At 65.0% G+C, this 24,405-nt stretch carries 22 protein-coding genes and 1 tRNA gene; 11 read left to right on the top strand and 12 right to left on the bottom strand.

What is annotated here, in order from left to right; translation table 11 throughout:
- Window positions 1–169 precede the first annotated feature (169 nt).
- Window positions 170–1,291 (bottom strand): glutamate 5-kinase, encoded by a 1,122-nt coding sequence (gene proB, locus XH84_RS34955; RefSeq protein ID WP_128918835.1) that lies wholly within the window; start codon window positions 1,289–1,291, stop codon window positions 170–172.
- A 191-nt stretch (window positions 1,292–1,482) separates the two neighbouring features.
- On the opposite strand from proB, the gene XH84_RS34950 reads away from it, so the two are divergent.
- Window positions 1,483–2,472 (top strand): Bug family tripartite tricarboxylate transporter substrate binding protein, encoded by a 990-nt coding sequence (locus XH84_RS34950; RefSeq protein WP_164936176.1) that lies wholly within the window; start codon window positions 1,483–1,485, stop codon window positions 2,470–2,472.
- Entirely contained in the window at window positions 2,427–2,993 is a 567-nt protein-coding gene (comJ, locus tag XH84_RS34945; RefSeq protein WP_128918833.1) for a competence protein ComJ, read from the top strand. The genes XH84_RS34950 and comJ overlap by 46 nt, the downstream gene beginning before the upstream one ends.
- A 135-nt stretch (window positions 2,994–3,128) precedes the next feature.
- On the opposite strand, the gene XH84_RS34940 is transcribed toward comJ, so the two are convergent.
- The 3 genes from XH84_RS34940 to XH84_RS34930 form a co-directional block, all read right to left on the bottom strand.
- On the bottom strand, window positions 3,129–4,763 hold the full coding sequence (locus XH84_RS34940) for an alkaline phosphatase family protein (RefSeq protein ID WP_128948685.1): 1,635 nt from the start codon (window positions 4,761–4,763) through the stop codon (window positions 3,129–3,131).
- Window positions 4,764–4,967: 204 nt separating this feature from the next.
- Entirely contained in the window at window positions 4,968–6,008 is a 1,041-nt protein-coding gene (obgE, locus tag XH84_RS34935; protein ID WP_128918831.1) for a GTPase ObgE, read from the bottom strand.
- Window positions 6,009–6,279: 271 nt separating this feature from the next.
- Window positions 6,280–6,759 (bottom strand): MaoC family dehydratase, encoded by a 480-nt coding sequence (locus tag XH84_RS34930; protein ID WP_128918830.1) that lies wholly within the window; start codon window positions 6,757–6,759, stop codon window positions 6,280–6,282.
- Window positions 6,760–7,021: 262 nt separating this feature from the next.
- Between XH84_RS34930 and XH84_RS34925 the strand changes: the two genes are divergently transcribed.
- Entirely contained in the window at window positions 7,022–7,936 is a 915-nt protein-coding gene (locus XH84_RS34925) for a DMT family transporter (RefSeq protein ID WP_128918829.1), read from the top strand.
- An 89-nt stretch (window positions 7,937–8,025) separates the two neighbouring features.
- Here XH84_RS34925 and XH84_RS34920 read toward each other — a convergent pair whose 3' ends face one another.
- The 3 genes from XH84_RS34920 to rplU form a co-directional block, all read right to left on the bottom strand.
- Window positions 8,026–8,619, bottom strand: coding sequence for a GNAT family N-acetyltransferase (locus XH84_RS34920; protein WP_164936175.1), 594 nt, complete (start codon window positions 8,617–8,619; stop codon window positions 8,026–8,028).
- A 150-nt stretch (window positions 8,620–8,769) separates the two neighbouring features.
- Window positions 8,770–9,039, bottom strand: a complete 270-nt coding sequence (gene rpmA, locus XH84_RS34915) for a 50S ribosomal protein L27 (protein ID WP_024338898.1) — start codon at window positions 9,037–9,039, stop codon at window positions 8,770–8,772.
- Window positions 9,040–9,141: 102 nt separating this feature from the next.
- Window positions 9,142–9,528, bottom strand: coding sequence for a 50S ribosomal protein L21 (rplU, locus tag XH84_RS34910; protein ID WP_128918827.1), 387 nt, complete (start codon window positions 9,526–9,528; stop codon window positions 9,142–9,144).
- Window positions 9,529–9,859: 331 nt separating this feature from the next.
- Between rplU and XH84_RS34905 the strand changes: the two genes are divergently transcribed.
- Window positions 9,860–10,990, top strand: coding sequence for an ROK family protein (locus tag XH84_RS34905; RefSeq protein ID WP_128918826.1), 1,131 nt, complete (start codon window positions 9,860–9,862; stop codon window positions 10,988–10,990).
- A 184-nt stretch (window positions 10,991–11,174) separates the two neighbouring features.
- Here the strand turns inward: XH84_RS34905 and XH84_RS34900 are convergent, their stop codons facing one another.
- On the bottom strand, window positions 11,175–12,038 hold the full coding sequence (locus XH84_RS34900; protein ID WP_128918825.1) for an alpha/beta fold hydrolase: 864 nt from the start codon (window positions 12,036–12,038) through the stop codon (window positions 11,175–11,177).
- A 132-nt stretch (window positions 12,039–12,170) separates the two neighbouring features.
- On the opposite strand from XH84_RS34900, the gene XH84_RS34895 reads away from it, so the two are divergent.
- Window positions 12,171–12,260: transfer RNA gene (locus XH84_RS34895), tRNA-Ser, on the top strand.
- 55 nt (window positions 12,261–12,315) lie between these two features.
- Here XH84_RS34895 and XH84_RS34890 read toward each other — a convergent pair.
- On the bottom strand, window positions 12,316–13,215 hold the full coding sequence (locus XH84_RS34890; RefSeq protein WP_128918824.1) for a LysR family transcriptional regulator: 900 nt from the start codon (window positions 13,213–13,215) through the stop codon (window positions 12,316–12,318).
- Between the two features lie 114 nt (window positions 13,216–13,329).
- On the opposite strand from XH84_RS34890, the gene XH84_RS34885 reads away from it, so the two are divergent.
- From XH84_RS34885 to XH84_RS34870, 4 genes are all read left to right on the top strand, one after another.
- Window positions 13,330–14,970: an FAD-dependent oxidoreductase gene (locus tag XH84_RS34885; protein ID WP_128918823.1), complete on the top strand. Its 1,641-nt coding sequence runs from the start codon at window positions 13,330–13,332 to the stop codon at window positions 14,968–14,970.
- Window positions 14,971–15,042: 72 nt separating this feature from the next.
- Window positions 15,043–16,023, top strand: coding sequence for a Bug family tripartite tricarboxylate transporter substrate binding protein (locus XH84_RS34880; protein WP_164936174.1), 981 nt, complete (start codon window positions 15,043–15,045; stop codon window positions 16,021–16,023).
- Window positions 16,024–16,175: 152 nt separating this feature from the next.
- Complete coding sequence (locus XH84_RS34875; protein WP_128918821.1) at window positions 16,176–17,447, top strand: DUF2157 domain-containing protein; 1,272 nt, start codon at window positions 16,176–16,178, stop codon at window positions 17,445–17,447.
- On the top strand, window positions 17,444–18,040 hold the full coding sequence (locus tag XH84_RS34870; protein ID WP_128918820.1) for a GDYXXLXY domain-containing protein: 597 nt from the start codon (window positions 17,444–17,446) through the stop codon (window positions 18,038–18,040). The genes XH84_RS34875 and XH84_RS34870 overlap by 4 nt, the downstream gene beginning before the upstream one ends.
- A 7-nt stretch (window positions 18,041–18,047) precedes the next feature.
- Here XH84_RS34870 and XH84_RS34865 read toward each other — a convergent pair whose 3' ends face one another.
- Window positions 18,048–19,454, bottom strand: a complete 1,407-nt coding sequence (locus XH84_RS34865) for an aminotransferase-like domain-containing protein (protein WP_128918819.1) — start codon at window positions 19,452–19,454, stop codon at window positions 18,048–18,050.
- Window positions 19,455–19,573: 119 nt separating this feature from the next.
- Here XH84_RS34865 and XH84_RS34860 point away from each other — a divergent pair, with 119 nt between their 5' ends.
- Complete coding sequence (locus XH84_RS34860) at window positions 19,574–20,434, top strand: DMT family transporter (protein WP_128918818.1); 861 nt, start codon at window positions 19,574–19,576, stop codon at window positions 20,432–20,434.
- A gap of 12 nt (window positions 20,435–20,446) precedes the next feature.
- On the opposite strand, the gene XH84_RS34855 is transcribed toward XH84_RS34860, so the two are convergent.
- Window positions 20,447–21,388: a LysR family transcriptional regulator gene (locus tag XH84_RS34855; RefSeq protein ID WP_128918817.1), complete on the bottom strand. Its 942-nt coding sequence runs from the start codon at window positions 21,386–21,388 to the stop codon at window positions 20,447–20,449.
- Between the two features lie 90 nt (window positions 21,389–21,478).
- On the opposite strand from XH84_RS34855, the gene XH84_RS34850 reads away from it, so the two are divergent.
- Window positions 21,479–22,378, top strand: a complete 900-nt coding sequence (locus tag XH84_RS34850; protein WP_128918816.1) for an NAD(P)H-dependent oxidoreductase — start codon at window positions 21,479–21,481, stop codon at window positions 22,376–22,378.
- 43 nt (window positions 22,379–22,421) lie between these two features.
- On the opposite strand, the gene XH84_RS34845 is transcribed toward XH84_RS34850, so the two are convergent.
- A complete protein-coding gene (locus XH84_RS34845; protein ID WP_128918815.1) occupies window positions 22,422–23,630 on the bottom strand; it encodes an EAL domain-containing response regulator in 1,209 nt (402 codons plus the stop codon).
- Between the last annotated feature and the right edge of the window lie 775 nt (window positions 23,631–24,405).

Here is a 24,405-nt window from a genome sequence, read left to right as displayed (position 1 = left end):
CACGGAAATCCCGCTTTTGCGAAGGGCGGGGAGGGTATGGCAGGTCTCCCGCCATTGGCCAACCTCGACGTCATGGCCGGGCTTGACCCGGCCATCCACGGCTTTTCGGCGCGAAGAACGTGGATGCCCGGGACAGGCCCGGGCATGACGGTTGCAGGCCGGCTTCGTGCTACCCGCCCACAACCAGATCGTCGCGATGGATCATCTCCGCGCGGCCGCTGATGCCGAGGATGGTCATCACATCAGGGGACGAGCGGCCCCTGATCCGCTCGGCCTCATCGGCGTCATAGGCGATCAGGCCGCGGCCGACCTCGCTGGTATCAGGGCCGCGCACGATCACGGCATCGCCGCGGGCGAACTGGCCCTCGACCTTGATCACGCCGGCCGGCAGCAAGCTGGCGCCGGCACGCAGCGCCGTCACCGCGCCGGCATCGATCGTCAGCGTGCCCTTCGGCTCCAGCGTGCCCGCGATCCAGCGCTTGCGCGAGGTGATGGGGTTGGCCGGCGTCAGGAACCAGGTGCAGCGGCCGCCATCGGCGATCGCCTGCAGGGGGTGCTCGATCTTACCGGAGGCAATCAGCATATGCGTGCCGCCGGTGGTGGCGATCTTGGCCGCTTCGACCTTGGTGCGCATGCCGCCGCGCGACAGCTCGGACTCGGCGTCTCCAGCCACCGCCTCGATCTCCGAGGAGATGCTCTCGACCACCGGAATCAGTCTTGCGTTCGGATTGTTCTTCGGCGGGGCGTCGTAGAGGCCGTCGATGTCGGACAGCAGCACCAGCAAGTCGGCGCTCGCCATGGTGGCGACGCGCGCGGCAAGGCGGTCGTTGTCGCCGTAGCGGATCTCGTTGGTCGCCACAGTGTCGTTCTCGTTGATCACGGGGATCGCGCGCCATTCCAAGAGCTTGCCGATGGTGGAGCGCGCGTTGAGATAGCGACGGCGCTCCTCGGTGTCCTGCAGCGTCACCAGGATCTGGCCGGCGCCGATGCCGTGGGCCCCAAGCACCTCCGACCAGATCCGCGCCAGCGCGATCTGGCCGACGGCGGCGGCGGCCTGGCTTTCTTCCAGCTTCAGCGGACCGCGCGGCAATTTGAGCCGGCTGCGGCCAAGCGCGATCGAGCCGGAGGAGACGACGAGGACGTCGCGCCCGTCCTTGTGCAGCCTGGCCATGTCATCGGCGAGCGCGGCCAGCCAGGACGCCCGCACCTCGCCCTTGTCGGAATCGACCAGCAGCGCTGAGCCGACCTTGACCACGATGCGGCGGAATTGACTGAGTTCGGGGCTGGCCATAATGCGCCTGGACGATCTGCTCTGCGTTGGAAACGGCGGAGCGAGAGAGCGACGCCGATAGGCCCGCTTTTGCAGCAGGACGATGGCCGGCGCAAGGCGGCCGGGATGGTAAACGGCAAATGTCGGCCTTGTCCGCGACGCGTCTCTGGTCCTAACTGATGCCAACCAAAATGGGGTCAAAGGGGAAACGCATGGATCGCCGCAAATTCATGGCCGGATGTCTCGGAGGATCTCTTGGAGGATATGTCGGCCTGCAGCTGCTGGCGCAAACGGGCGGGGCGCAAGCGCAGGCCGGGCTGAGCAAGATCATCTTCCCATTCGCGGCCGGCGCGGGCGGCGACACGCTGTGCCGGCTGATCGCGCAGGAGATGGCGCCGGTGCTGCAGCGGACCATCGTGGTCGAGAACCGCACCGGCGGGGACGGCCTGATCGGCATCAAGGCGGTGAAGGGCGCGAGCCCCGACGGCAGCATGGTGCTGGTGACGACGGGCCCCACCATGTACCTGCTGCCGATGGTCGAGACGACGCCGAGCTTCGACACCGCCAAGGATTTCGTGCCGGTGTCGCTGCTGGCGCGGTTCGAATTCGCGCTGGTGATCAATCCGGCGGTCGAGGCCACCGATTTCAAGAGCTTTGTGACATGGCTGAAGGCGCATCCGGACAGGACGTCGTTCGGCGTGCCCAGCAACGGCACCATTCCGCACTTCATGGGCTCCAAGCTCGAAAAGGATCTCGGCATTCCCCTGACCCGCGTGCCCTATCGCGGCAGCGCGCCGATCCTCAATGATCTCGTCGGAGGCCACATCTCTTTCGGCATCACCACGCTGGCCGATGCGTTGCCGCAGCATCGCGCCAAGGGCGTGAAGATCATCGCGGTGTCGAGCGCCGAACGCTCGCCGTTCGCGCCTGACGTACCAACTCTGAGGGAGAGCGGCATCGACCTCGTGGCGGACGCCTGGTACGGCATGTGGCTTCCCGCCGGCAGCCCGCCGGAGTTCGCCAGCAAGCTCGGCGCCGCCGCGAGCGCGGCGCTCGCCAAGCCCGAGGTGAAGGAGAAGCTGACGGCGATCGGGCTGATTCCGGTCGGATCCACCCCGGAAGGATTGACGAAGGAGCTCGCCGCGAACATCGCGTTGTGGCAGCCGATCGTGAAGGCGACCGGATACAAGATCGAGAATTGAATCTGGTTTGCGGGGTCATGACACAGCGGTTACTCGGCGCAGCGCGCGTATTTGCGAGCAATTATCAGATCGTCGTGTGCGACGATCCATTCACGCCCCTCGATGACGAGCAGAACTGGGACGCGGAGAAAACAAAACGAGGTTTTGCTGGCGTGCCGGCGTTTCGGATGATTGGCACGGAAGCTGATCTCAACGACCACTGGGTTGAGCTGGTGTCGTGCGACCGGCCCCCTTCATCGGATGAATGGCAGCGGATCACCTGCGTGCATTTCCATTCCGGAAGCGGGCGGATCCACGTCATGTCGGTGATCGATAGCGATCCGCCAATTTCTGCGGATATCGAGCGGGGCGACTATGCCGTCTACGCGGCGGCGCAAAATCTCGGGATCGATCAGTCGAGCCTGGGTGAAACCGGGAAACTCTCGGATGCCGAAATTGCCGAGCGAAGGGACATTGAATGGCATCGGCTCTTTCTGGTGCCAGGTAAGCCTGAATTTGAAGGGCGCGTGGTTGATCGCTAGCTAGCCGCGCGCTCTATCCCCTCATCCTGAGGAGCGCGCTTTTGCGCGCGTCTCGAAGGATGAAAGGCCCGGCTGTCGCAGCGGGGCCTGCATGGTTCGAGACGGCGCTTGCACGCCTCCTCACCATGAGGGTCTTCACATCTTCGCGCGCTGCGCGATGCCGTCCTTGATCGCCGCGAGCTCTGCCTCATCCCAGATGCCGATCAAGACCCCGCCTTTCACCTGCAGCTGATTGTCCGCATAGGCCGCGATCTTCTCGCGCGGCGTGGTGATGTGGTCGTTCGGATGCAGGGCCCAGTCGAACAGCTCGGCCTTCAGCCGCGCGATGATGCCGGCACATTCAGGATCGTCGCCGCGGTCCAAATACTCTTCCGGATCGGTTTCGAGGTCGTACAGCATCGGGCGGAAGCCGGAGGCGTGGATGTATTTCCAGCGGCCATCGAACACCATGAACAGGCGACAGCGTTCGATCGGCTGGTTCAGCTTCAGCCGCACGTCCTGCATGGCGTAGTCGTATTCGGAGAACGCCACCTTGCGCCAATCGCTCGGCGTGGGGCCGCGCAGCAGCGGCAGCAGCGAACGCCCTTCGAGAATGTGGCTCGGCACCTTGCCGCCGAAATAATCGACGAATGTCGGCGCAAGGTCGATGCCTTCCACCAGCGCATCGCTGCGCGTGCCGCGCGTGGCGTCGGCTTCCTGCGAGGGATCGATGATGATCAAGGGAATCTTCGCCGATTGTTCGTGGAACAGATCCTTCTCGCCCATCCAGTGATCGCCGAGATAATCGCCGTGATCGGAGGTGAACACGATCATGGTCGCATCCAGCAGATCGCGCTCTTCCAGGAACTTCATCAGCGCGCCCATCTGGTCGTCGATCTGGGTGATCAGGCCCATATAGGTCGGGATCACCTTCTCGCGGGCCTCGTCACGCGCCATGTTGCGGGAGTAGCGCATGTCCATGTAAGCGCCGAACACCGGATGCGGGCTCGAGCGCTCGCGCATCGAGCGGATCGCCGGGATCATGTCGTCGGTCGAATACATGCTGGCATAGGGCTCTGGCGCGATATAGGGCCAGTGCGGCTTGATGTAGGAGAGGTGCAGGCACCACGGCCGGCCGTCGGTCTCGGCCTCGCGGATGAAGTCCATCGCGCGGCGCGTCATGTAGGGCGTCTCGGAATGCTCGTCGGGCACGCGCGCGGCCTTGTCGGCGTGCACCAGCAGCCAGCCGTTCTGCAAGCTGCCGTCTTCCGACGCGCCTGAGTTGGCCCAATGCTCCCAGGGATTGGTGGCCTCGAAACCTTGCTGGCGTAGGTACTCGTCATATTTGGGACGCGGCCGACCGGTCGGATGCAGGCCGTCATCACGTTCATAGGGTTCAAAACCGCATTCGGCGACATGCACGCCGATCATTGATTCCGGCGGGATGCCGAGCGCCTTCATGCCTTCGAGGTCGGGCGCCATGTGGGTCTTGCCGACCAGCACGTTGCGCACGCCGATCTTCTTCAGGTGGTCGCCGAGCGTGGGCTCGCCGACACGCAGCGGCCAGCCGTTCCAGTGCGAGCCATGCGAGCGCATGTAGCGACCGGTGTAGAACGACATCCGCGACGGGCCGCAGATCGGCGATTGCACATAGGCCTTGCTGAACAGCACGCCGCGCTTGGCCATGGCGTCGATGTTCGGCGTCTTCAGCGTAGGATGGCCGGTGCAGCCGAGATAGTCATAGCGAAGCTGGTCGCACATGATCCAGAGAACGTTCTTCGCGCGCGCCATGCTTTGCCCTTTCCGCACATTCGTCGTTCGATGCTGCGATATAGGAGCCGCGATGACAACCTCTCCCGAAGGGAGAGGTTGATTTGCGCAGCAAATCGGGTGGGGGGTGCTACAAGAGGCAGAGCCCCTCACCCGGCGCTACGCGCCGACCTCTCCCCATGGGGAGAGGTGTCAGATCGGGGCTGCGTTCTCACACTGTCCGAATCACGCCGACCACGGCTCCGCTTCGGCCGCGCTCTTGGCCTTGGCTGACACCGGGCTTTCGCCGATCACATCCGCGAGCGCGCGCAAGGCTTCCTTCACGCCCTGGCCGGTGGCGCCGGAGAGCAGCAGCGGCGTCTTCTTGGCGGCGCGCTTCAGCCGGTCCTTCTGCTTCTTGAGCTCGTCCGGCTCGACCGCGTCGATCTTGTTCAGTGCCACGATCTCGATCTTGTCGGTGAGCTGGCCGGCATAGGCGTCGAGCTCCTTGCGCACCGTCTTGTAGGCCTTGCCGGCATGCTCGCAGGTGGCATCGATCAGGTGCAGCAGCACGCGGCAGCGCTCGACATGGCCGAGGAAGCGGTCGCCGAGGCCGGCGCCTTCGTGCGCGCCCTCGATCAGGCCGGGAATGTCGGCCAGCACGAATTCGCGGCCGTCGGCGTTCACGACGCCGAGCTGCGGATGCAGCGTGGTGAAGGGATAGTCGGCGATCTTCGGCTTTGCCGCGCTGACCTTGGAAAGGAAGGTCGACTTGCCGGCATTGGGCAGGCCGACGAGACCGGCATCGGCGATCAGCTTCAGACGGAGCCAGATCCAGCGTTCCTCGCCCGGCTGGCCAGGATTGGCGTTGCGCGGCGCGCGGTTGGTCGACGACTTGAAATGCGCATTGCCGAAGCCGCCGTTGCCGCCCTCGGCCAGCACGAACTTCTCGCCGACCTTGGTGAAGTCGTGGATCAGCGTCTCGCGGTCCTCGTCGAAGATTTGCGTGCCCATCGGCACCTTGAGCACGATGTTCTTGCCGTTGGCGCCGTGACGGTCCGAGCCCGAGCCGTTCTCGCCCTTCTGGGCCTTGAAGTGCTGCTGGTAGCGGTAGTCGATCAGCGTGTTGAGGCCGTCGGCGACCTCGATGATGACGTTGCCGCCGCGGCCGCCATTGCCGCCGGAGGGGCCGCCGAATTCGATGAACTTCTCGCGGCGGAACGCCACGCAGCCGTTTCCGCCGTCACCGGAGCGGATGTAGACCTTTGCTTCGTCGAGGAATTTCATGGGCCATAGGTAGGCCAGCCAGTCCCGCGCGGCAACCCGGATAGACCCGCAAATCGGCCGAAATTCCGCGAATTGCGACCCTTGCTTAACCAGCCGGCGGCCATTCCTGCTCGTCGTCCCGGACAAGCGAAGCGCAGATCCGGGACCCCCGCGCGAGCGCTCGCGCTCGTCGCGATAGCCACAGGGAGCGGTTTGGCGAAGACTGGTCAATGCTATCCGGTGAAACGACGTGGGCCTGTAGTTATGGATCCCCGCGTTCACGGGGATGACGTCAGATGGGTCGCTTCCGGATCAGGAATTTTTGCATTCCCTCCAGCACCAGCTCCTTGCGCTGGTTGAATACAGTGCTGCGTAGCTTCACCGCGCCGGTCGTGCGTCCCGGCACCAGCTCGGTGACCTCGAGCGCCGGATAGATCGTGTCGTCGGCGAACACCGGTTTGAGAAACCGGCTCGACTGCTCGAGGAAACCGACCAGGGACTCCTCGACCATGAACGGAAACAGGCCGGCGCCGGGCGCGGTGTGGATCAGGGTCTGGAAACCGTGGGCGAGCAGATGCGGCATGCTGCGGCTACGGCAATATTCCACGTCGTAGTGCACGGGATGGGTGTCGCCGCTCGCGGTCTGGAACGCCGCGAAGATGGCCGAGGTCTGGGTGCGGCTCGGCAGCACGAAGCGTTCGCCGACGACGAAATCCTCAAACCAGCGTTGCGTGGGGATCATGCGATGCCGGGTCGGGTCGAAATCGGTCATGTCAGTGCTCTCTGCTCGTGATCGGCTTATCGCTACCGCGATGCTAACGGTGCGACAATCCGTTCAATTCGGCTTGCGCGGGCTTGTCGCGGCGGCTCACGTCATTAAAACGACCGCAAGCGACTCTATTCGCCGGATTTCCGCGCTCTCTCCGCTCGTCATTGCGAGCGAAGCGAAGCAATCCAGTCTGTCTCTGCGGAAGCAGACTGGATTGCTTCGTCGCAAGAGCTCCTCGCAATGACGGCTCCCACACGCGACAGCAATGCCCCTCTTCAAGAACCTCTCCGCCTATGATGATCGCTCGGCGCGCCTCGCCGGCATTGCACTCATGGTGCTGTCGATCTTCATGTTCTCGTTCGGCGATGCCATGGGCAAGTTCCTGGTCGGGACTTATTCGGTGGGGCAGCTGTTGTTCCTGCGCGCCTGCGCCGCGCTGCTGTTGCTGTCGCCGCTGATCTGGAAGCAGCGTCACCAGTTCCTGCATCTGGAGCGGCCGGGCCTGCAGCTGTTCCGCGTGGTGCTCTCGACGCTCGAGGTCGCCGCCTTCTTCCTTGCGACGGTCTATCTGCCGCTCGCCGACGTCATCACCTATTATCTCGCCGGCCCGATCTTCGTCACCGCGATGTCGGCGATCTTCCTGGGCGAGAAGGTCGGCTGGCGCCGCTGGACCGCGATCCTGATCGGCTTCTGCGGCGTCTTGATCGCGCTGCGGCCGTCGGCGCAGACCGTCAGCCTGCCGGCGCTGATCGCGCTCGGCGGCAGCCTGTCATTCGCGACCCTGATGCTGATCACGCGCAGCCTGCGCAAGACGCCCGACATCGTGATGGCGTCCTCGCAGTTCGTCGGCACGTTCTCGCTGGGCGCGGTGCTGTCGGCGTTTCACTGGGTGCCGCCGACCGCTGGCAGCCTCGTGTTCTTCGCGCTGGCCGGCGTAATTTCGGTCACCGCGCTGTTCTGCGTCAACCGCTCGCTCAAGCTTGCACCGGCCAGCGTCGTGGTGCCTTACCAATATTCGATGATCGTCTGGGCGGTGATCTTCGGCTTCGTCGTGTTCGGCGACGTGCCGTCGATCGCCACGCTCATCGGCGCCGCCATCATCATCGGCGCCGGGTTCTACATTTACTTGCGCGAGCGTGATCTCGGCCGCGACAGCGCCGAGGTGAATCCGCCGGCTTGAACGCAGCCGAACAACTCCGCTGTCGTCCCGGACAAGCGCGCCTGAAGCGCGCGCCGATCCGGGACGACAGTCGCGTATGTGGTGCGCCCCTACCTCATCCGCCTCGCGCTGCTCCAGCTCTTCAGCGAGGCCCACACGCCGCGCGACAGGCGGAAGCAGTCGACCGGCGTCGACGAGCCCAGCGCCAAAAATCGGTGCAGCTGGACGCCGCTCCACTGGAAGCCGCACTTCTCCAGCACCTTGCGCGAGGCCGGATTGGTGACGCGCGCGCCGGCATAGAGATGATCGTCCTCGAACTCCTCGAAGAAGAAGTCGATCGCGCCGCGTGCCGCCTCGGTGGCAAAGCCCCGGCCCCAATGCTCGACGCCGAGCCAGTAGCCGAGCTCGGCATTGCCAGGCGTGGAGCAGTCGATGCCGACCATGCCGACCGGCCCGGTATCGTGCTCGATCAGGAACACGGTCTCGCTGCCGAGCGCGGCGGTGGCGCGGATGAATGCGACGGCGTCGTCCTGCGAATAGGGATGCGGCAGCCGGCGGGTGTTTTCCGCGACGCGGCGGTCGTTGGCGAGCCGGGCGATGGTCCTGACGTCGGCAAGCGTCGGCCGCCGCAACGTCAGCCGTTCGGTGGCGACGACGCTGGGTCTCGCCTCAGCCAAGGTCACGCTCGAGAAATCCTGCAACATGTCCGGCTCCGTGAAAGTCACTAAGTCAAAGTGAGCAAGTCAAAAGAAAAGGGGAGGCCGGTTTCCCGCCTCCCCTTGGAGCCTTCGATCGCTATGATCTGGACTCCGCCGGTTCAGTCGGGACCGGCGGACTCCAATTTGATCCACCGTCTATTCAGCAGCCTCTGCGATCGGGAGTACCGATACGAAGGTGCGGCCGTTGGCTTTGGCCTGGAACGCAACACGACCCTCGATCTTGGCGAACAGAGTATGGTCCGTGCCCATGCCGACATTAAGGCCGGGGTGCCAGGTGGTGCCGCGCTGACGCGCAATGATGTTGCCGGGAGTGACGACCTCCCCGCCGAACGCCTTGATACCGAGGCGCTTGCCCTTGGAATCGCGTCCGTTACGCGATGAACCGCCTGCTTTTTTGTGAGCCATGGCTCGTCTCCGAAATCCTGCGTAGTTCTAGGTCAATTCCTTGACGGAATCATTTCAAAATTTCTCACGCATCAATTCGTGAATTGGCGTGATCAATTCCAGTTATTCGGCGGCTTCCGCTGCCGGCTCTTTCGCCACCTTTTCCTTCTTCGGACGCGGGCCCTTGGTGGGCTTGGCGTTGTCCGTCAGGATCTCGCTGACGCGCAGAACCGTGATCTCGTCGCGATAGCCGCGCTTGCGGCGCGAGTTCTTGCGGCGGCGCTTCTTGAACGCGATGACCTTGGGGCCGCGCTTGTGGTCGAGCACCTCGACCGCAACGGACGCGCCTGCGACCGTCGGAACGCCCAGCACCGGCGTGTCGCCGCCGACCACCAGAACTTCATTCAACTGCACGATCGAGCCGACTTCGCCTTCGATCTTGCCTACTTCGAGAACATCATCCGGCACGACGCGGTATTGCTTGCCGCCGGTTTTGATGACTGCGAACATCGTTCTTTCTCCGTGTTCAATCCCGGCCTCACGACGGATTGTCAGGGGCCGGCTTTTTGTCAGTCGCTAAGGGTTCATGCGAGTTTTGTGCGGGCGGGAGTTATCCCTTTGAAAACCCACGCAAAAACAAGCGGCGCGAGAAACGCCCCGCGCCGGCTGTGGGACTTATAGCCGCCGCGCGCTGGGAGTCAAGGAAAACTGCCGAAAAGCGCCCGGATTTGAAGGATTTGGGCCCATCCCGGCGCGTCGGCCGAATCTGCGGCCGGTTTGCAACCAACGGGTTCCCTCCCCGTTGTGTCCTCGCAAATCAGACACGCGGGCAAGGGCTCTCATGGCAACGGACGAATTGGTCAAGACGACGGGCATTGCCCAGCACGGGGCAGGCCGGCTGCCGTCGGTCGACGTCGACAGCTTCAACATCGAGATCAAGGACGACGACGGCTTTCTCGGCGACCGCGCCAGCAAGGGGGCGTTTCGCGAGATCCTCGAAGAGTGGCGCAAGCCGCTGCGCAAGTCCGGCGAGGATCCCTTTGGCGATGAGCCGTCCGACAAGATCAGCAAGAAGGCCCTCGATGCCGTTCTGATCGGCGACGATACCGAGGCCACCGCCGTCGTGCACAGTGCGATCGAGGATTTCGCGCAGGAGCTGGCTTACGTCACGCGGCGGTTTCTCAAGACCAAGGCCTGGGCCAAGACCGAATGCATCGTGGTCGGCGGCGGCTTTCGTGCCAGCCGGCTCGGCGAAATTGCCATTGCCCGGGCCGAGATCATCCTGAAATCGGAAGGCTTCAAGGTCGACCTGGTGCCGATCCGCTTCGATCCGGATGATGCCGGCTTGATCGGGGCCCTGCACCTTGCGCCGTCCTGGATTTTCGAGGCCTATGACAGCATCCTGGCGGTCGACATCGGCGGAACCAACATCCGCTGCGGCATCGTCGAGACGCGCTGGAAGAAGGCGCCCGATCTGTCCAAGGCGGTCGTCTTCAAATCCGATCTGTGGCGCCACGCTGATGACGAGCCGAGCCGCGAGGCCGCGGTCAAGCGGCTGGTCAAGATGCTTCAAGGCCTGATCGAGGACGCCGAGGCCGAAGGCTTCAAGCTCGCACCCTTCATCGGCATCGCCTGTCCCGGCGTGATCAACGCGGACGGCTCCATCGAAAAGGGCGCGCAGAACCTCCCCGGCAATTGGGAGAGCAGCAAGTTCAACCTGCCGGCGAGCCTGGTCGAGGCCATCCCTGTCATCGGCGAGCACGACACCGCGGTCCTGATGCACAATGACGGCGTGGTGCAAGGCCTCTCCGAAGTGCCGTTCATGCAGGACGTCGAGCGCTGGGGCGTGCTCACGATCGGCACCGGGCTCGGCAATGCCCGCTTCACCAACCGCCGCAAGGACAACGGCAAGGACAAAGACCGGGATTCCACGGAGAATGGGAAGAAAAAGAGCAAGTCGGACAAGGAGTAACCTTGACCGGTTAGGTTAAGGACCGGATTGCGTTGCGGCGCGCCCGCTGCACGCTAGGGTCGAATCGTCGCTTCCAGCTGGCCGGCGAAGCCGCCCTTCCCAGCCAGTATTTCAATGAGCGGCACCGGGACCGCCAGTGTTTACCGCGTCTGGCGGTCCCACCCCGTTTTCGGATCGGTCGACCTCAACTCCAGCCGATGCGCTGAAAGAACGCTGCGATCTCCATCGCCGCGTGATCCGGATCTTCCCGATGCGGGAAGTGGCCGACGCCGGGAAACATCGCAAGATCGAGCGCGCTGAAAGTCTCCCCCAGCCGGTCGGTCCAGGCATAAGGAAACAGCGGATCGTGCTCGGCCCAGCGGACGCAGGCCGGCACGCTGATCGGCGGCAGCGGCGGCGCTTCGCCCTTCATCATCGCAAGCCGCCCGGCATGCGAGGCGCGATAATGCGCAAAGCCGCCGGCGAGATTGCCGTCTTTGAAGAAATTGTCGGTGAAGGCGTCGAGGACGTGGTCGAAGGCGTCTTTCCGATGCGCCCAGCCCCGCAGGAAATGGCTGATATAGAGCCGGCAATTGTCCCGGCTGGCGCCGATGAGCCGCTCGGCCATCTCCATCTGGTGGAAGGACTGATACCAGATGTGGTTGAGCCGGTCCGGCGCGCCCATGCGCGGCCCGATCCCGGGGTAGACGAAATCGAAGAAAGACAATCCGGCCAGCCGCCCAGATGCCTGCCGCGCCAGCGGCTGCATCACGGCGCCGCCGACATCGTGGCCGACCACCCCGAAACGGTCGATGCCGAGCCGGTCCATCAGCGCCAGCATATCGGTGGCATGGCCATCCGGCCCGTAAGGCCCGTCAGGCTTGTCGCTATCGCCGAAGCCACGCAGGTCGGGTGCGATCAGCATGAAACGGTCGGCCAGCCGTGCTATGACCGGCTCCCAGGTCAGCCAGAATTCCGGCCAACCATGCAGCAAAAGCAGCGGTTTGCCCGCTCCGGTGCGGACCAGGTGCAAATTGGCGCCGTTGGCCTCGATCGTCAGATGCTCCATGGGGGTTCCTCCGAGGTGAGGTGCGGGGTGAAAGAGGCAGCGGATTTTCCCCTTTCGCGCCTTGTCTGGCCCGCCATCCTCGCCTATTAACGCCCCAACCACAGGGGCCGCAGCTCCTATATGGCGCCTTCAGGAGAGGTGGCAGAGTGGTTGAATGCACCGCACTCGAAATGCGGCATAGGTGCAAGCCTATCGGGGGTTCGAATCCCTCCCTCTCCGCCATAATTGAAAACCGCGCCGAGAAACCTCCTCAGAATCAGCCTGATACCGGCGAAGCTCACCCCGATCGTTCCGCCAGCACTGCTCGCGCCGTTGCCACGAATGCTTGCGCCGCAGGCGATAGCGTTCGGCCCTGCCGCTGCAACAGGGACACCGGTCGCGTAATGGCCGGGCGTACCAGCGGCTTTGCGATCAGGGTCGGAAACTGATCGGCCGGCAGCATGGTTGCGGGCAGGATGGCGAGGCCGAGGCCTTGCGCGGTCATGGCGAGCGCGGTGTTGATCAGCGTCACTTCATAGGTCGGCGAGAGGTGCTTGCCCTGCGCGCCGAGCGCCTGATCGATCTGCACGCGGATCCGTGTCGCGCGCCGCATCGCAATCGTCGGCAGCTGCGCCAGTTCGTCCCATGTGAGGGAGCGACGTGCGGCGAAGTCCGCGGTGCGGCGGCCGATGGCACTGAGGCGGCCCCGGGTCAGTGTCTCGATCGTCATGTCGGCGAATTCGCCCTCCACGCTGCCGATCGCGAATTCCGCGTCGGTTGCGATCAGGCGCGGCACGAGATCGTCGGCGGCAACGTCGCGCATGTCGATTTCGATGGCAGGATGGGTTTCGCGGAACTTCGCGAGCACCAGCGGCAGCAGCGCCGATGCGGCGCCGGCTGACGCGACGAACGCGACGCGGCCGGCGCGCGCTTGCGCGAGGTCACGCATGCGCCGCGATAAGCCCAGCGCATCGCCCAGCATCCGTTCGGCGGCATGAACCGCCTCATCAGCGGCCAGCGTCGGCCGCACCGACCGCGTCGAGCGGTCGAACAGTTTGACGCCGAGCTGGCTCTCGAGCTGCTGGATCAACAGGCTCGCCGCCGATTGCGTGATCCCGAGTTCGCGCGCCGCCCGGGTGATGCTGCGCGTGCGATACACGCCGGTAAAGGCTCGGAGCTGCCGCAGAGTGACATTCATAGGTGAAGCTTATGAATTGATGAGTTCTTTCTGTCTTATCTCATAAGCAACCCTGCAATAAAATGCACGCTGCGCCGACGGCAAATCCGCGGTTGGCAAAGGGATGAAACGAGCATGAGGACACAGGTGCTGGTGGTGGGCGCCGGGCCCGTAGGTTTGACTGCGGCGATGGACCTTGCTTCGCGCGGGATCGACGTCGTGGTCGCGGATATCCGCCATGCCGGCGATCCGCCCAGCGTCAAGTGCAACCACGTCTCGGCGCGCTCGATGGAAATCTTCCGAAGGCTCGGCGTCGCTGCAAAGCTGCGCGATGCGGGACTCCCGGCAGACTTTCCCAACGATTGCTCCTACCGCACCACGGCGACCGGCATCGAGCTCTGTCGCATCGACATCCCCTCGCGCGCACGCCGCTACAGCGCGACCGGCGGCCCCGATACCTGGTGGCCGACGCCAGAGCCGCCGCACCGGATCAACCAAGTCTATCTCGAACCGATCCTGTTCAGTCATGCCGCCGCGCAGTCGCGCATCACCATTCTGGCGCGCACGGAAGTCGTGTCCATCGAGCAGGATGACGACCATGTGGTCGCGCTGGCGCGCGACCTCGACAGCGGAAATTCGCTTCGTATCGAAGCCAGCTTCGTGATCGGCTGCGATGGCAGCCGCTCGCTTGTTCGCAAATCGATCGGCGCCAACCTGTCCGGCACGCCCGTGATCCAGCGCGTGCAATCGACCTTCATTGAAGCGCCGCAACTCAAAGAGCTGATGGGCACGCACAAGCCAGCCTGGATGGTGCTCTCGCTCAACCCGCGACGCTCGGGCACCACGGTTGCGATCGATGGTCGCGATCGCTGGCTGATCCACAATCACCTGAAGCCCGATGAGCCCGAATTCGACTCGGTCGATCGCGATTGGTCCATCCGCGCCATTCTCGGCGTTGACGAGCGCTTTGAATATCGGGTGCTCAGCAAGGAGGACTGGGTCGGGCGCCGGCTGGTGGCCGATCGCTTCCGCGACCGCAGGGTCTTCATCTGTGGCGACGCCGCGCATTTGTGGATGCCCTATGCGGGCTACGGCATGAATGCGGGCATCGCCGACGCCGTCGACCTCTGCTGGCAATTGGCGGCGCATCTGAACGGATGGGCGCCGGTATCGATCCTCGATGCTTACGAGGCGGAGCGTCAGCCCATCACTGAACAAGTGTCGCGTTTTGCGATGGACCACGCGATGAAGATGATGGCGCAGCGCGGCGGCGTCTCGGCGGAGATCGAGGACGACACGCCGCGTGGCCATGCGGCGCGCGCGGCGCTGGCCAGGGCGGCCTATGACCTCAACGTGCAGCAATATTGCTGCGCCGGATTGAACTTCGGCTATTACTACGATGCCTCGCCGATCATCGTCTATGACGGCGAGACGCCTCCGGCCTATGCGATGGGCAGCTTCACCCCCTCCACGGTGCCGGGCGCTCGCGCCCCACATCTGTTCCTGCGCGACGGGCGATCGCTCTACGATGCCTTCGGGGTCGGCTACACGTTGCTGCGGTTCGACTCGGCCATCGATGTGGCGCCGCTGACCTCCGCAGCAGAGACACGTGGTATGCCGCTGGCGCTGGTCGACGTTGCGCCGGACGAGGCGAACGGGGCTTATGCCGAAAAGCTGGTGCTGGTCCGGCCCGACCAGCACATCGCCTGGCGCGGGCAGGTCGCACCCGAGGATCCGGTGGGCTTGTTGGCACAACTCACCGGCGCGGCGGCGTAATACGAATATCAAGCCGCCTGTCTGGCGGCGGCCGGCCTGGTGATCACAAGAAGACGCATCGAGGAGGAGAACGTGTTTCACGTTGCAAGGCGCCGCATCCTGGCCGTGCTGACGGCCGCGACTTTCGCCGCGCTGCCGCTGGAGGCGGTTGAGGCGGCCTATCCGGAGCAATTGATCAAGATCATCGTGACCTTCCCACCCGGCGGCAGTGCCGACACCGTCATCCGCGCGCTCGAACCACTGGTCACCGCAGAACTCAAGCAGGGACTGGTGATCGAGAACCGCGCCGGGGCAGGGGGCAATATCGGCATGGGGGCGGTCGCACAGGCGAAGCCGGACGGCTATACGCTCGGCGTGGCGCCGGCAGGTGCGCTGACGGTGAATCCGCATCTCAACTCGTCGCTGCCGTTCGAACTGAAGGATCTCGCACCCATTACCCTGCTCGCGGAAATCCCCTTCGTGCTCGTCGCGTCCGCCGACATTCCTGCGCACAATACGGCCGAAACGATCGCGCTCGCCAAGGCCAAACCGGGCACGCTTTCGATCGGCCATGGCGGCAACTCGACTGCGATGCATTTGACCGCCGCGCTGTTCACGCAGAAGACCGGGATTACGATGGAGTTGGTCCCTTATCGCGGCACCGCACCGGCGACGGTCGACGTCCTCGCGGGCCACGTCCCCTTCGCGGTGCTGGATATCCCGTCATCGCGGCAATTGATCCTGGAGCGCAAGCTCAACGCGATCGGCGTTTCCTCGGCGCGCCGCCTTGCGTCCTTGCCCGATGTGCCGACCCTCGCCGAGAGTGGCGTTGCGGGCTTCGAATCCGTCGGTTGGTTCGGGCTCGTTGCTCCCTCAGGCACGCCTGCAGATGTCATCGGCAGGTTGAATGAGGCGTTCACGAAAGCGCTGAAGGACCCGTCGGTGGTCGAGAAGATCAGGACGCTTGGCGCGGAGCCTGCGCCGATGTCACCCGAACAGTTCGCCCGTTTCATTCAGGACGAAAGCACGAAATGGCGCAAGCTCATCAGCGAGGCCGGTATCAAGGCGAACTAGACGTCACCCGATTGCCTGGTTGGCTGAGGCGTTGCGCAGTAACCGACAACTCGGTATTCCCGCAGCCGGCGACGATAGCTTGAACCTGCCGCCTCCACGCCCCGACCTAGCAGTGCCCCGCCCGCCGGCCGGGGCCGAGGTGATCCACGACAATGTTCGAAAAGTCCTACCGCGACCGCCTCAACGCCGATCTTGCGCGATGGGAGGCCGATGGCGTGATTGCGCCGGCGGCGGCCGCTTCCATCCGCAATGCGCTGCCGCAGCTAGCGCCGGGCATCAACATCGCCGTGGTCGTCGGCATCGTCGGCGGTTTGCTGATCGCGGCCGCGTTCCTCGCCTTCGTGGCGGCGCACTGGACCGAGATCGCGCGGCTGGCGCGGTTCGCGATCCTGCTCGCCGGCATGGTCGCTACCTATGCCCTCGGGGCCTGGTTCGCCGCGAGCGGCCGCAATGTTCTTGCCGATCTCTGCGCCAGCGTCGGTGCGATCATCTTCGGGGCGGGCATCGCGCTGGTCGGCCAGATGTATCATCTCGGCGAGGATTTTGCCGGTGGCATGCTGCTGTGGTCGATCGGCGCGTTCGCCGCCGCATTCCTGACCGCCTCGCGCGGGGCGCTCGCGGTCAGCCTCGTCGCCGCCAGCATCTGGACCTGCATGCGGACTTACGACGCGCCTGATGTGCTGCATCTTCCGTTCGTGGCGGTCTGGCTGATCGCTGCTGGTCTCGCTTTTGCGTGGAATTCCCGCGTCGCCGCCCACCTCGTCGCGGTCGCGGTGCTGCCGTGGTGGATCGCGACGTCGCTTCGCTTCGAGTTCGACGGGTCCCAGCCGTCCTTCGTGCTCGCGAACGGTGCGGCCTTGCTGTTCGGCGCCGGGCTCGCGATCGCGGCTATGCCCTCGCCGCGGGCGATGCGACTTGGCAGCGTTCTGTCGATCTACGGCGCGTTCGCGCTGGCCGCTGTCGCGGCGCTCGAGGTGACCACGGTCGACGACATCTTTCGCGTTCGGAGCAGCACAATGTCCGGCCAGCCGCTGTGGGCGATCCTGTGCGGGGTCGCCGGGGTGATCCTCACCCTCGTCTCCGCCACGCTCACCAGGCGCCCGGGCGACATCCTCAGCGCCTGCGCGATCGCCCTCGTGCTGCTCGCCGCGCCGCTCTGGCCGGTCTCGACCGCCGGCGAGCCCTGGCTCGCTTATGCCGTGCTGCTGTGCGCCATGCTCTGCCTCGTCGTCTCAGGCGTGCTCGATGACGTGCGCCCGCGCATCGTCGCCGGCTGGCTCGGCATTGCAGGCGTCATCGCCGGCATCACCTGGGCGGTGAAGGGCTCGCTGCTCGGCCGCTCGGCATTCCTGGCGGCGGCCGGCATCGTCGCCGTCGTGTTTGCAACGGTACTCAATCGCGCACTGCCGAGGGCTGAACGATGATCTCGTCCATCGCAAGATTTTGGCAGCGCATCCCGAAAGCCGTGCTGTTCGGTGTCGCCGTCCTTGTTCAATGCGTGCTGCTGGTCCTGATGGTCGCCGACCGCATGCAGATCCTGCGCGAAGGCACGGAGGTGACCTTGCAGACGCAGCCGGTCGATCCGCGCGATTTCCTGCGCGGCGACTATGTCGTGCTCCGCTACGACATCTCGCAAGTGCCGGCCGGCGCGCTCGCCGGCAAGCCGACTGATGCGCGCAATCCGGTCGTATTCGTCAGGCTCGCGCCCAATGCCGACGGCCTTTACGCCGCCGTCTCGGTGCATGCCGAGCCTCTGCCGGTGACGGCGCCCGAGGTGCTGATCCGCGGCCGCGTCAGCTCTTCCTGCGGATCAACCGTCCGCACCTTCTGCGACAGGCTGACGGTCAAATACGGTCTCGAAAGCTATTTCGTGCCGGAAGGCGAGGGCGGCAAGCTCGAGCAGGCCCGCAACCAGCAGAAGCTGCGGATCGTCGCCGCCGTGCTACCCTCGGGCCGCGCCGCCATCAAGCGGCTGCTGCTCGACGGTGTGCCGGTGTACGAGGAGCCGCTAGACTGACCGACGATTACTTTGGCGCCGCCTTCAACGCCCGCCGCAGCACGTCCCACACGAGGGGATCGTTCATCTGCGTCACGTTGAAGCGCATGAAGTGCGAGGCGGTCTGCGAAACGCTGAACACGTTGCCGGGCGCCAGCACCACATTGTCCTCGAGCGCCGCGCGCGCGACCTGGGTGGCGTCCTGCCCGCCGGTGAGGCGGCACCACAGGAAGAATCCGCCGCGCGGCATCAGCCAGGGCTCGATGCCGATCGCCTGAAGTTTTCGCGCCACATCGCGGCGCGTCCGCGTCAGCTTTTGCCGGAGCTCCTCCATGTGCTTGCGATAGCCGCCGCCGACCAGCACCTTTGCGATGATCTCGGTCGCGACCGGACTGGAGCCGCCGAAACTGGTTGCGACCTGGAGGTCGATGAGATGCTCGATCCAGTCGGCCCGCGCGGCGATGTAGCCTGAGCGTACCGAGGCCGACAGCGTCTTGGAGAAGCTGCCGATGCGGATCACGCGATTGAGCCCGTCGAGCGCGGCAAGCCGCGGCGAGCGCTCCGGCTCGAGGTCGCCGAAAATGTCGTCCTCGATGATGATGAGGTCGTGCGCGGCGGCGGCGGTCAAAAGCCGGTGCGCGGTCGCAAGCGACAGCGTCGCGCCGGTCGGGTTGTGCAGGGCCGAATTGGTGATGTAGAGCCGCGGCCGCTCGGTACTGAGGATCTGCTCGAAGCGCGCGACATCGGGGCCCGTCGGCGTAGTGGGCACGCCGACGATCCTGGCCTGATGCGCCCGCAGCAGCGCGCGGAAATTGAAGTAGCAGGGATCGTCGACCAGTACCGTATCGCCGGGACGGAGCAGGAAGCGGCAGACGAGGTCGGTTGCCTGCGTCCCCGAGCCCGTCAGCATGAGCTGATCGACAGATGCGGCAATCGCATCCTCGGCAAGGCGCGCGAGCAGTAGCCGGCGCAGCACAAGTCCGCCGCGGGTGCTGCCATAATCGGTCAACAGATCCGCCTCGGTTCGCGCCAGTGCACGAATAGCGCGGCGCAAGCCCGCCTCCGGCATCCAGCTCGCCGGCAGCCAGCCACAGCCGGGCTTGGGGACGGCAGCGTCGGCATCGAGCGATTGCCTGGAGACCCAGAACGGATCGACTTCCCGGTCGCGCCGCGGCTCGACTTCGGTCAGCGCCAGCGGCGGCATGATCGTCGGCGAGACATAGAAGCCCGAGCCGCGACGGGCCCGGATCAGGCCCTCGGCGGCCAGGCGGTCATAGGCTTCCACCACGGTGGAGGGCGAGACGCCCATCGCTGCGGCGAGGCTGCGGATCGACGGCAGGCGGTCGCCGGCGCCGAGCGCGCGGCACGCGACCTTGGCGCGGATCGCGCTCATCACGTCGAGGGTCCGCGTGCCGCTGCGACCTCCGCTTTGCATCTCGCTGGCCAAGTGTATGACCTTCCATATCCATACAGTTTGGCCAGATTGTACTGGATTGTCACTGGTCTCGCCACCGCCGAAGGCCGAGTGTCGCGGCCCGAAAGGATGGGACGGACATGCAATCTGCGGGCAGCGGCTGGGGCAACGGACTTCTCGGCGTCATCATCTTCAGCGGCTCGTTGCCGGCGACGCGCGTGGCGGTCGGCGGCTTCTCGGCGCTGTTCCTGACGTCCGCGCGCGCGGTCATCGCCGCGCTGATTGGTCTTGCGGTGCTCGGCCTGCTCTATCAGGCCCGGCCGCAGCGCAAGGATCTCGCTTCCCTCACCATCGTCGCCGTCGGCGTCGTGGTCGGCTTTCCCCTGCTGACGGCGCTTGCGCTCCAGCACATCACGTCCGCGCATTCGATCGTCTTCATCGGCCCTTTGCCATTGTCGACGGCGATCTTCGCCGTGCTGCGCGGCGGCGAGCGGCCGCAGCCGCTGTTCTGGCTGTTTGCTGGTCTCGGCAGTGCCACGGTGGCCGGCTTTGCCTTGTCGGGCGACGGCTCGGCCTCAATCACCGGCGATCTCCTGATGGTCGCCGCGATCGTGCTGTGCGGGCTCGGCTACGCCGAAGGCGCGGCGCTGTCGCGCCGGCTCGGCGGCTGGCAGGTGATCTCCTGGGCGCTCCTGCTCGCGCTGCCGCTGATGGTGCCGCTCGCGATCCTGACCTGGCCGTCCGCCTGGAGCGGTGTTAGCGCGCTTGCCTGGATCGGGCTCGCTTACGTCTCGATCTTCAGCATGTTCGTCGGCTTCATCTTCTGGTACCGCGGCCTCGCGCTCGGCGGCATCGCGCGGGTCGGCCAGCTGCAGCAGCTCCAGCCGTTCTTCGGCCTCGCGCTCGCAGGACTTCTGCTGCACGAGCCCGTCGCCTGGAGCATGATCGCCGCGACGATGCTCGTGGTCGTCTGCGTCTTCTTCGCGCGGCGATTTGCGTGACGACAACCCCCGTTAGCTCCGTCTTCTGCCCGATTGGACCTGTTCGATCCCGGGGATTCGCGCGATTTGCCCGGCGAGGAAATCGACCAGCAACCGCACCCGTGCGACGCCGGATCGCTCCGGCACGATCAGCATGTTCAGCGGAACGGGAGGCGGCGAATAGTCCGCAAGCACGCGCTCGAGTTTGCCGGTCGCGAGAAGGTCGTGGATGAGCCAAAGATGTGTGGGTCCGATACCGCGACCGGCCGCGAGCGCCTCTCGCGCCGCAAGTCCGTGATCCACGCGCAATCGCCCTGCGAATGGGACCTCATGGCGTCCGCCGCGGCGTCCTTGCAGCACGAGCACATCACTGCCGGCGACGTTGGACATTCTGATGCCCTGGTGGCTTGCGAGGTCTCGCGGGCGCGCGGGCCTGCCGTGCTCGGCAAGATAGCCGGGCGCGGCGACGAGCACGCGCCGCGACTGCCCCAGCGATCTCAGCTTCATCGAACTCTCGGCGAGCGGCCCCAAGCGGAGCGCGACATCGACACCTTCCCTCACGAGGTCGACCCGTTCGTCGGTCAGGCTGAGATCCGCCGACACATCAGGATAACGGTTCTGGAAAGCGAAGATGAGGCGGCTGACGTGGAGCACGCCGAACGCCGCGGTGCAGGATATCCGTATCGTTCCGGCGGGCGCGCCTCGGGCGCTGCGCGCCTCGTCGCCGGCGTGTTCGACCAGGCGCAGGATCTGCACGCAATCGGCATAATAGCGGCGCCCCTCCTCCGTCATCGTCACGCTGCGCGTGGTCCGCGTGAGCAGCGGTACGCCCACGGCCTGCTCCAGCTCCCTTATGTGCCGTGTCACGGTGGGCTGCCCAACCCCAAGCTCGCGTGCGACGGCCGACAGGTTTCCCCGCTCGGCGACCCTCACGAAGCTTCGCATTCGCTCGAGGCTGACCTCCGATCTATCCATTTTTCGGCATAATCCTATTCATTTCCGACATCTACCGGATTGCTTTCCGCCGCGCTAGCTGCGTGACATCCTCAACGAATGGTGCCGATCATGAAGGTGTTGGTTGTGTTTGCGCATCCCGAGCAGCGTTCGCTCAACGGCTCGCTGCGGGATGTTGCGGTCAGGGAGCTCGAGGCCCAGGGCCACGACGTGCAAGTGTCGGACCTTTATGCCCAGGGCTGGACGTCGGCCGTCGGCCGCGCCGACTTCCCGACGCTGCCGGTGGACGCGCGGCTTGCGCCCGCCGCTGCGTCCAAGCAGGCTTTCGAGACCGGCACGCTCACCCCTGATGTCAAGGGCGAGATCGAGAAGCTGCTGTGGGCCGACATGCTGATCCTGCAATTCCCGCTGTGGTGGTTCAGCATGCCGGCGATCCTGAAGGGGTGGGTCGATCGTGTGTTCGCCTACGGCTTCGCGTATGGCGTCGGCGAGCACAGCGACAAGCGATGGGGCGACCGCTACGGCCAGGGCAAATTAGCCGGCAGACGCGCGATGCTGATCGTGACGGCCGGCGGCTGGCAGGAGCATTACTCGGCTCGCGGGATCAACGGGCCGATCGACGACCTGCTGTTTCCGATCCATCACGGCATTCTCTATTATCCGGGATATGAGGTCCTTCCACCGTTCGTCGTCTATAAGGCCGACAAGCTCGACGAAGCCGGCTTCGAAGCGACCGCCGAACGTTTGCGGGAGAGGATGAGGACGCTTGCGACGGCCTCGCCCATTCCCTATCGGCGCCAAAACGGCGGCGACTACCTGATTCCGAGCATGCAGCTCCGCGTCGGGCTCGAGGCTTCCGAGGCGAGCGGCTTCGCGATTCACCTCGCGCGTGCCGAGGCGAATATCCCGCCCGGGGAGTCTGGCGCCGGGTCGTCGCCCACCGATGTCCGCGCCGCGACAGCGCGCGTGCAGGGACTGTCCAGGCAGGCCGGCCGACGCGCGCGAGATTGACGATTCGCGCGCGCGTGCATCGACGTAGGAGCCGCGAACGAGCTCACTCCATCACAGTTTTCGTCAGCGTCGAGCGCGCGAACTTCTTCAGCGGCATCGGCTTGCCGAACAGGAAGCCCTGCACGAGGTCGAAGCCGAGCTCGTTGGCCATGACGAGGTCGGCGCGGCTCTCGACTCCCTGCGCCACCGCGCGCGCGCCATAACCCTGCGCGAGCTCGACGATGTGGCGGCACACCGTGCGCTTGAGCCGGTCATTGCCGCTACCGGTGACGAATTGCCGGTCGGCCTTCAGTTTGACGAAGGGAATCCTGTCCAGCTCCATCAGCGCCGGCCAGTTGACGCCGAGATTGTCGATCGACAGGCCGATATTGTGCAGGCCGACCTCGCGCGCGACCTCGGTCAGGAGATCGAGGTCGCGGATCGCCTCCTCGCTGTCGATCTCGACCGTCAGCCCGCCGAAGGCCGGATGCGTCGGCACGCGGCGGCAGAGGTCGCGCACCGCTTGCGGCTCCCTGAGATAGGAAGCGGGAAGATTGATCGACAGGTCGACCGGGCTTTGCTGTTCCAGCAGATAGTGCCAGTCCTGCATGGCGCGATCGATCACGAATTCCGACAGATCGCGCAAATGCGGATCGTGCGGCTCCGGAATGAAATAGGCCGGCGGCACGACGCCCCAGGTCGGATGCCGCATTCGCACCAGCGCCTCGGCGCCGCTGCGGACCAGCGTGCGCGCTTCGATCTTTGGCTGGTACCAAAGCTCCAACCAGCCGGCATGCAAGGCTTCGCCGACATGGACGGCCGGGCTCGGCGCCGGTTCCTCCGGCAGCAGCGTCGCGACACGCTCGCGCAGCGTCTCCGCGGCGAAGGGCGTGGTCAGCGGCGGCAGCATGGCAAGGCCATATTCCTCGCCGACCTGCCGCACCGCCTTGACGATGATCGATTCGCGGGCGCCGACCGCCAGAACTTTCCCGGCGAAGGCCTCACGCACCAATATCTCCAGAAACCGTCCCGGCTCGATGCCGTCGGTGGCGACGCCGAGCAGGATCAGATCCGGCAATTCGGTGGCCAGCACGGTCCGCAGCTCGTCCGCGCTGGCGCATTCGCTGGTGACGAAGCCAAGATCCTCCAGCACTTCGCTGAGGAAGGCGCGCAAGTGACGCTTGCTGTCGGCCACGCAGGCCCGCGGCGTCACCTTTCGCCGCCCGAAGGTCACAGGCCTTCGTCCGACGAGTTCAACCATCCCATCGTTCATCCTACACCACTCCCGTTCCGTGACGGTTTCTTAAACGGCGAGCGTGGGTTCAAATAAGGAGAGCTTCACATCGTTGTTGAATTATTTGAGTAACGTTAAACCCTGCAACTCGAGCTAATTTTTCGACAGTCTGTTCGAAAAGAATCCGCATACCCCAGCACCGCACGCGCAACGACTGCCAGCGCATGAGAATTTCTCTCGCGCGGCATAGAAGCGTGTTGTCGGCCAACGGGCGCAGGCGAGCGATGCAGTGGTGTGTCCTTTCGAAGCACCGGCGAGACCGTGAAGGATTAATTGCTGGCGGCTTTTTCGGGATGCGCGGCCCGTCGTGCGCGCCGACGGCGGTGAACAGGTTGGCGTCGCCCGTGGTGAGCGTGTCTGCGTCGCGCAGACGCGTCTTTCACGAGCGAGCGACACTGGCTTTGCAAGCGCCCGCCTTCGCGCGATGCGGGCATGTTTCATTGGCGCTCGCGATGGTTCTGCGACGACGCGGCCGGACCTGCGGCCACGAATGTGAAGCGCATCACACGCGTATTGTTGCACATGCGCTATTGCTCCGGGCAGCCGGTGGTGGGCTGTCGAGGATTACGACAATGACGACGCGGCGGATGATTTACTGGTGGTTCAGGGTTGTGATGTCAGGGCGATTTCTCGATCGCTTCCTGTGCCTGCCGCGCGCGCATTAGGTGTGGTCTGTCAGGAGGTTGTCCATCTGGTCTGAACCGAGGAAGCTGAGGTTGCGAAGCTTCAGTGTTCCAAGGAGAGACCAGATGAA

Source organism: Bradyrhizobium nanningense (assembly GCF_004114535.1).
GTDB lineage: Bacteria > Pseudomonadota > Alphaproteobacteria > Rhizobiales > Xanthobacteraceae > Bradyrhizobium > Bradyrhizobium nanningense.
The sequence above is the reverse complement of the archived record's forward strand: the minus strand, read 5'-3'. Positions and strand labels throughout refer to the sequence as shown.

What these genes read in the sequence shown, in the direction of transcription:
- XH84_RS34900 (WP_128918825.1), bottom strand. Translation starts at nt 12,038, where the DNA reads ATGGAGCATCTGACGATCGAGGCCAACGGCGCCAATTTGCACCTGGTC.
- XH84_RS34850 (WP_128918816.1), top strand. Translation starts at nt 21,479, where the DNA reads ATGAAGGTGTTGGTTGTGTTTGCGCATCCCGAGCAGCGTTCGCTCAAC.
- XH84_RS34845 (WP_128918815.1), bottom strand. Translation starts at nt 23,630, where the DNA reads ATGAACGATGGGATGGTTGAACTCGTCGGACGAAGGCCTGTGACCTTC.
- XH84_RS34940 (WP_128948685.1), bottom strand. Translation starts at nt 4,763, where the DNA reads ATGGCGCGCGCGAAGAACGTTCTCTGGATCATGTGCGACCAGCTTCGC.
- proB (WP_128918835.1), bottom strand. Translation starts at nt 1,291, where the DNA reads ATGGCCAGCCCCGAACTCAGTCAATTCCGCCGCATCGTGGTCAAGGTC.
- XH84_RS34855 (WP_128918817.1), bottom strand. Translation starts at nt 21,388, where the DNA reads ATGGATAGATCGGAGGTCAGCCTCGAGCGAATGCGAAGCTTCGTGAGG.
- XH84_RS34860 (WP_128918818.1), top strand. Translation starts at nt 19,574, where the DNA reads ATGCAATCTGCGGGCAGCGGCTGGGGCAACGGACTTCTCGGCGTCATC.
- XH84_RS34890 (WP_128918824.1), bottom strand. Translation starts at nt 13,215, where the DNA reads ATGAATGTCACTCTGCGGCAGCTCCGAGCCTTTACCGGCGTGTATCGC.
- XH84_RS34875 (WP_128918821.1), top strand. Translation starts at nt 16,176, where the DNA reads ATGTTCGAAAAGTCCTACCGCGACCGCCTCAACGCCGATCTTGCGCGA.
- obgE (WP_128918831.1), bottom strand. Translation starts at nt 6,008, where the DNA reads ATGAAATTCCTCGACGAAGCAAAGGTCTACATCCGCTCCGGTGACGGC.
- XH84_RS34870 (WP_128918820.1), top strand. Translation starts at nt 17,444, where the DNA reads ATGATCTCGTCCATCGCAAGATTTTGGCAGCGCATCCCGAAAGCCGTG.
- rplU (WP_128918827.1), bottom strand. Translation starts at nt 9,528, where the DNA reads ATGTTCGCAGTCATCAAAACCGGCGGCAAGCAATACCGCGTCGTGCCG.
- XH84_RS34905 (WP_128918826.1), top strand. Translation starts at nt 9,860, where the DNA reads ATGGCAACGGACGAATTGGTCAAGACGACGGGCATTGCCCAGCACGGG.
- XH84_RS34925 (WP_128918829.1), top strand. Translation starts at nt 7,022, where the DNA reads ATGCCCCTCTTCAAGAACCTCTCCGCCTATGATGATCGCTCGGCGCGC.
- XH84_RS34950 (WP_164936176.1), top strand. Translation starts at nt 1,483, where the DNA reads ATGGATCGCCGCAAATTCATGGCCGGATGTCTCGGAGGATCTCTTGGA.
- XH84_RS34885 (WP_128918823.1), top strand. Translation starts at nt 13,330, where the DNA reads ATGAGGACACAGGTGCTGGTGGTGGGCGCCGGGCCCGTAGGTTTGACT.
- XH84_RS34865 (WP_128918819.1), bottom strand. Translation starts at nt 19,454, where the DNA reads ATGCAAAGCGGAGGTCGCAGCGGCACGCGGACCCTCGACGTGATGAGC.
- XH84_RS34920 (WP_164936175.1), bottom strand. Translation starts at nt 8,619, where the DNA reads ATGTTGCAGGATTTCTCGAGCGTGACCTTGGCTGAGGCGAGACCCAGC.
- XH84_RS34930 (WP_128918830.1), bottom strand. Translation starts at nt 6,759, where the DNA reads ATGACCGATTTCGACCCGACCCGGCATCGCATGATCCCCACGCAACGC.
- rpmA (WP_024338898.1), bottom strand. Translation starts at nt 9,039, where the DNA reads ATGGCTCACAAAAAAGCAGGCGGTTCATCGCGTAACGGACGCGATTCC.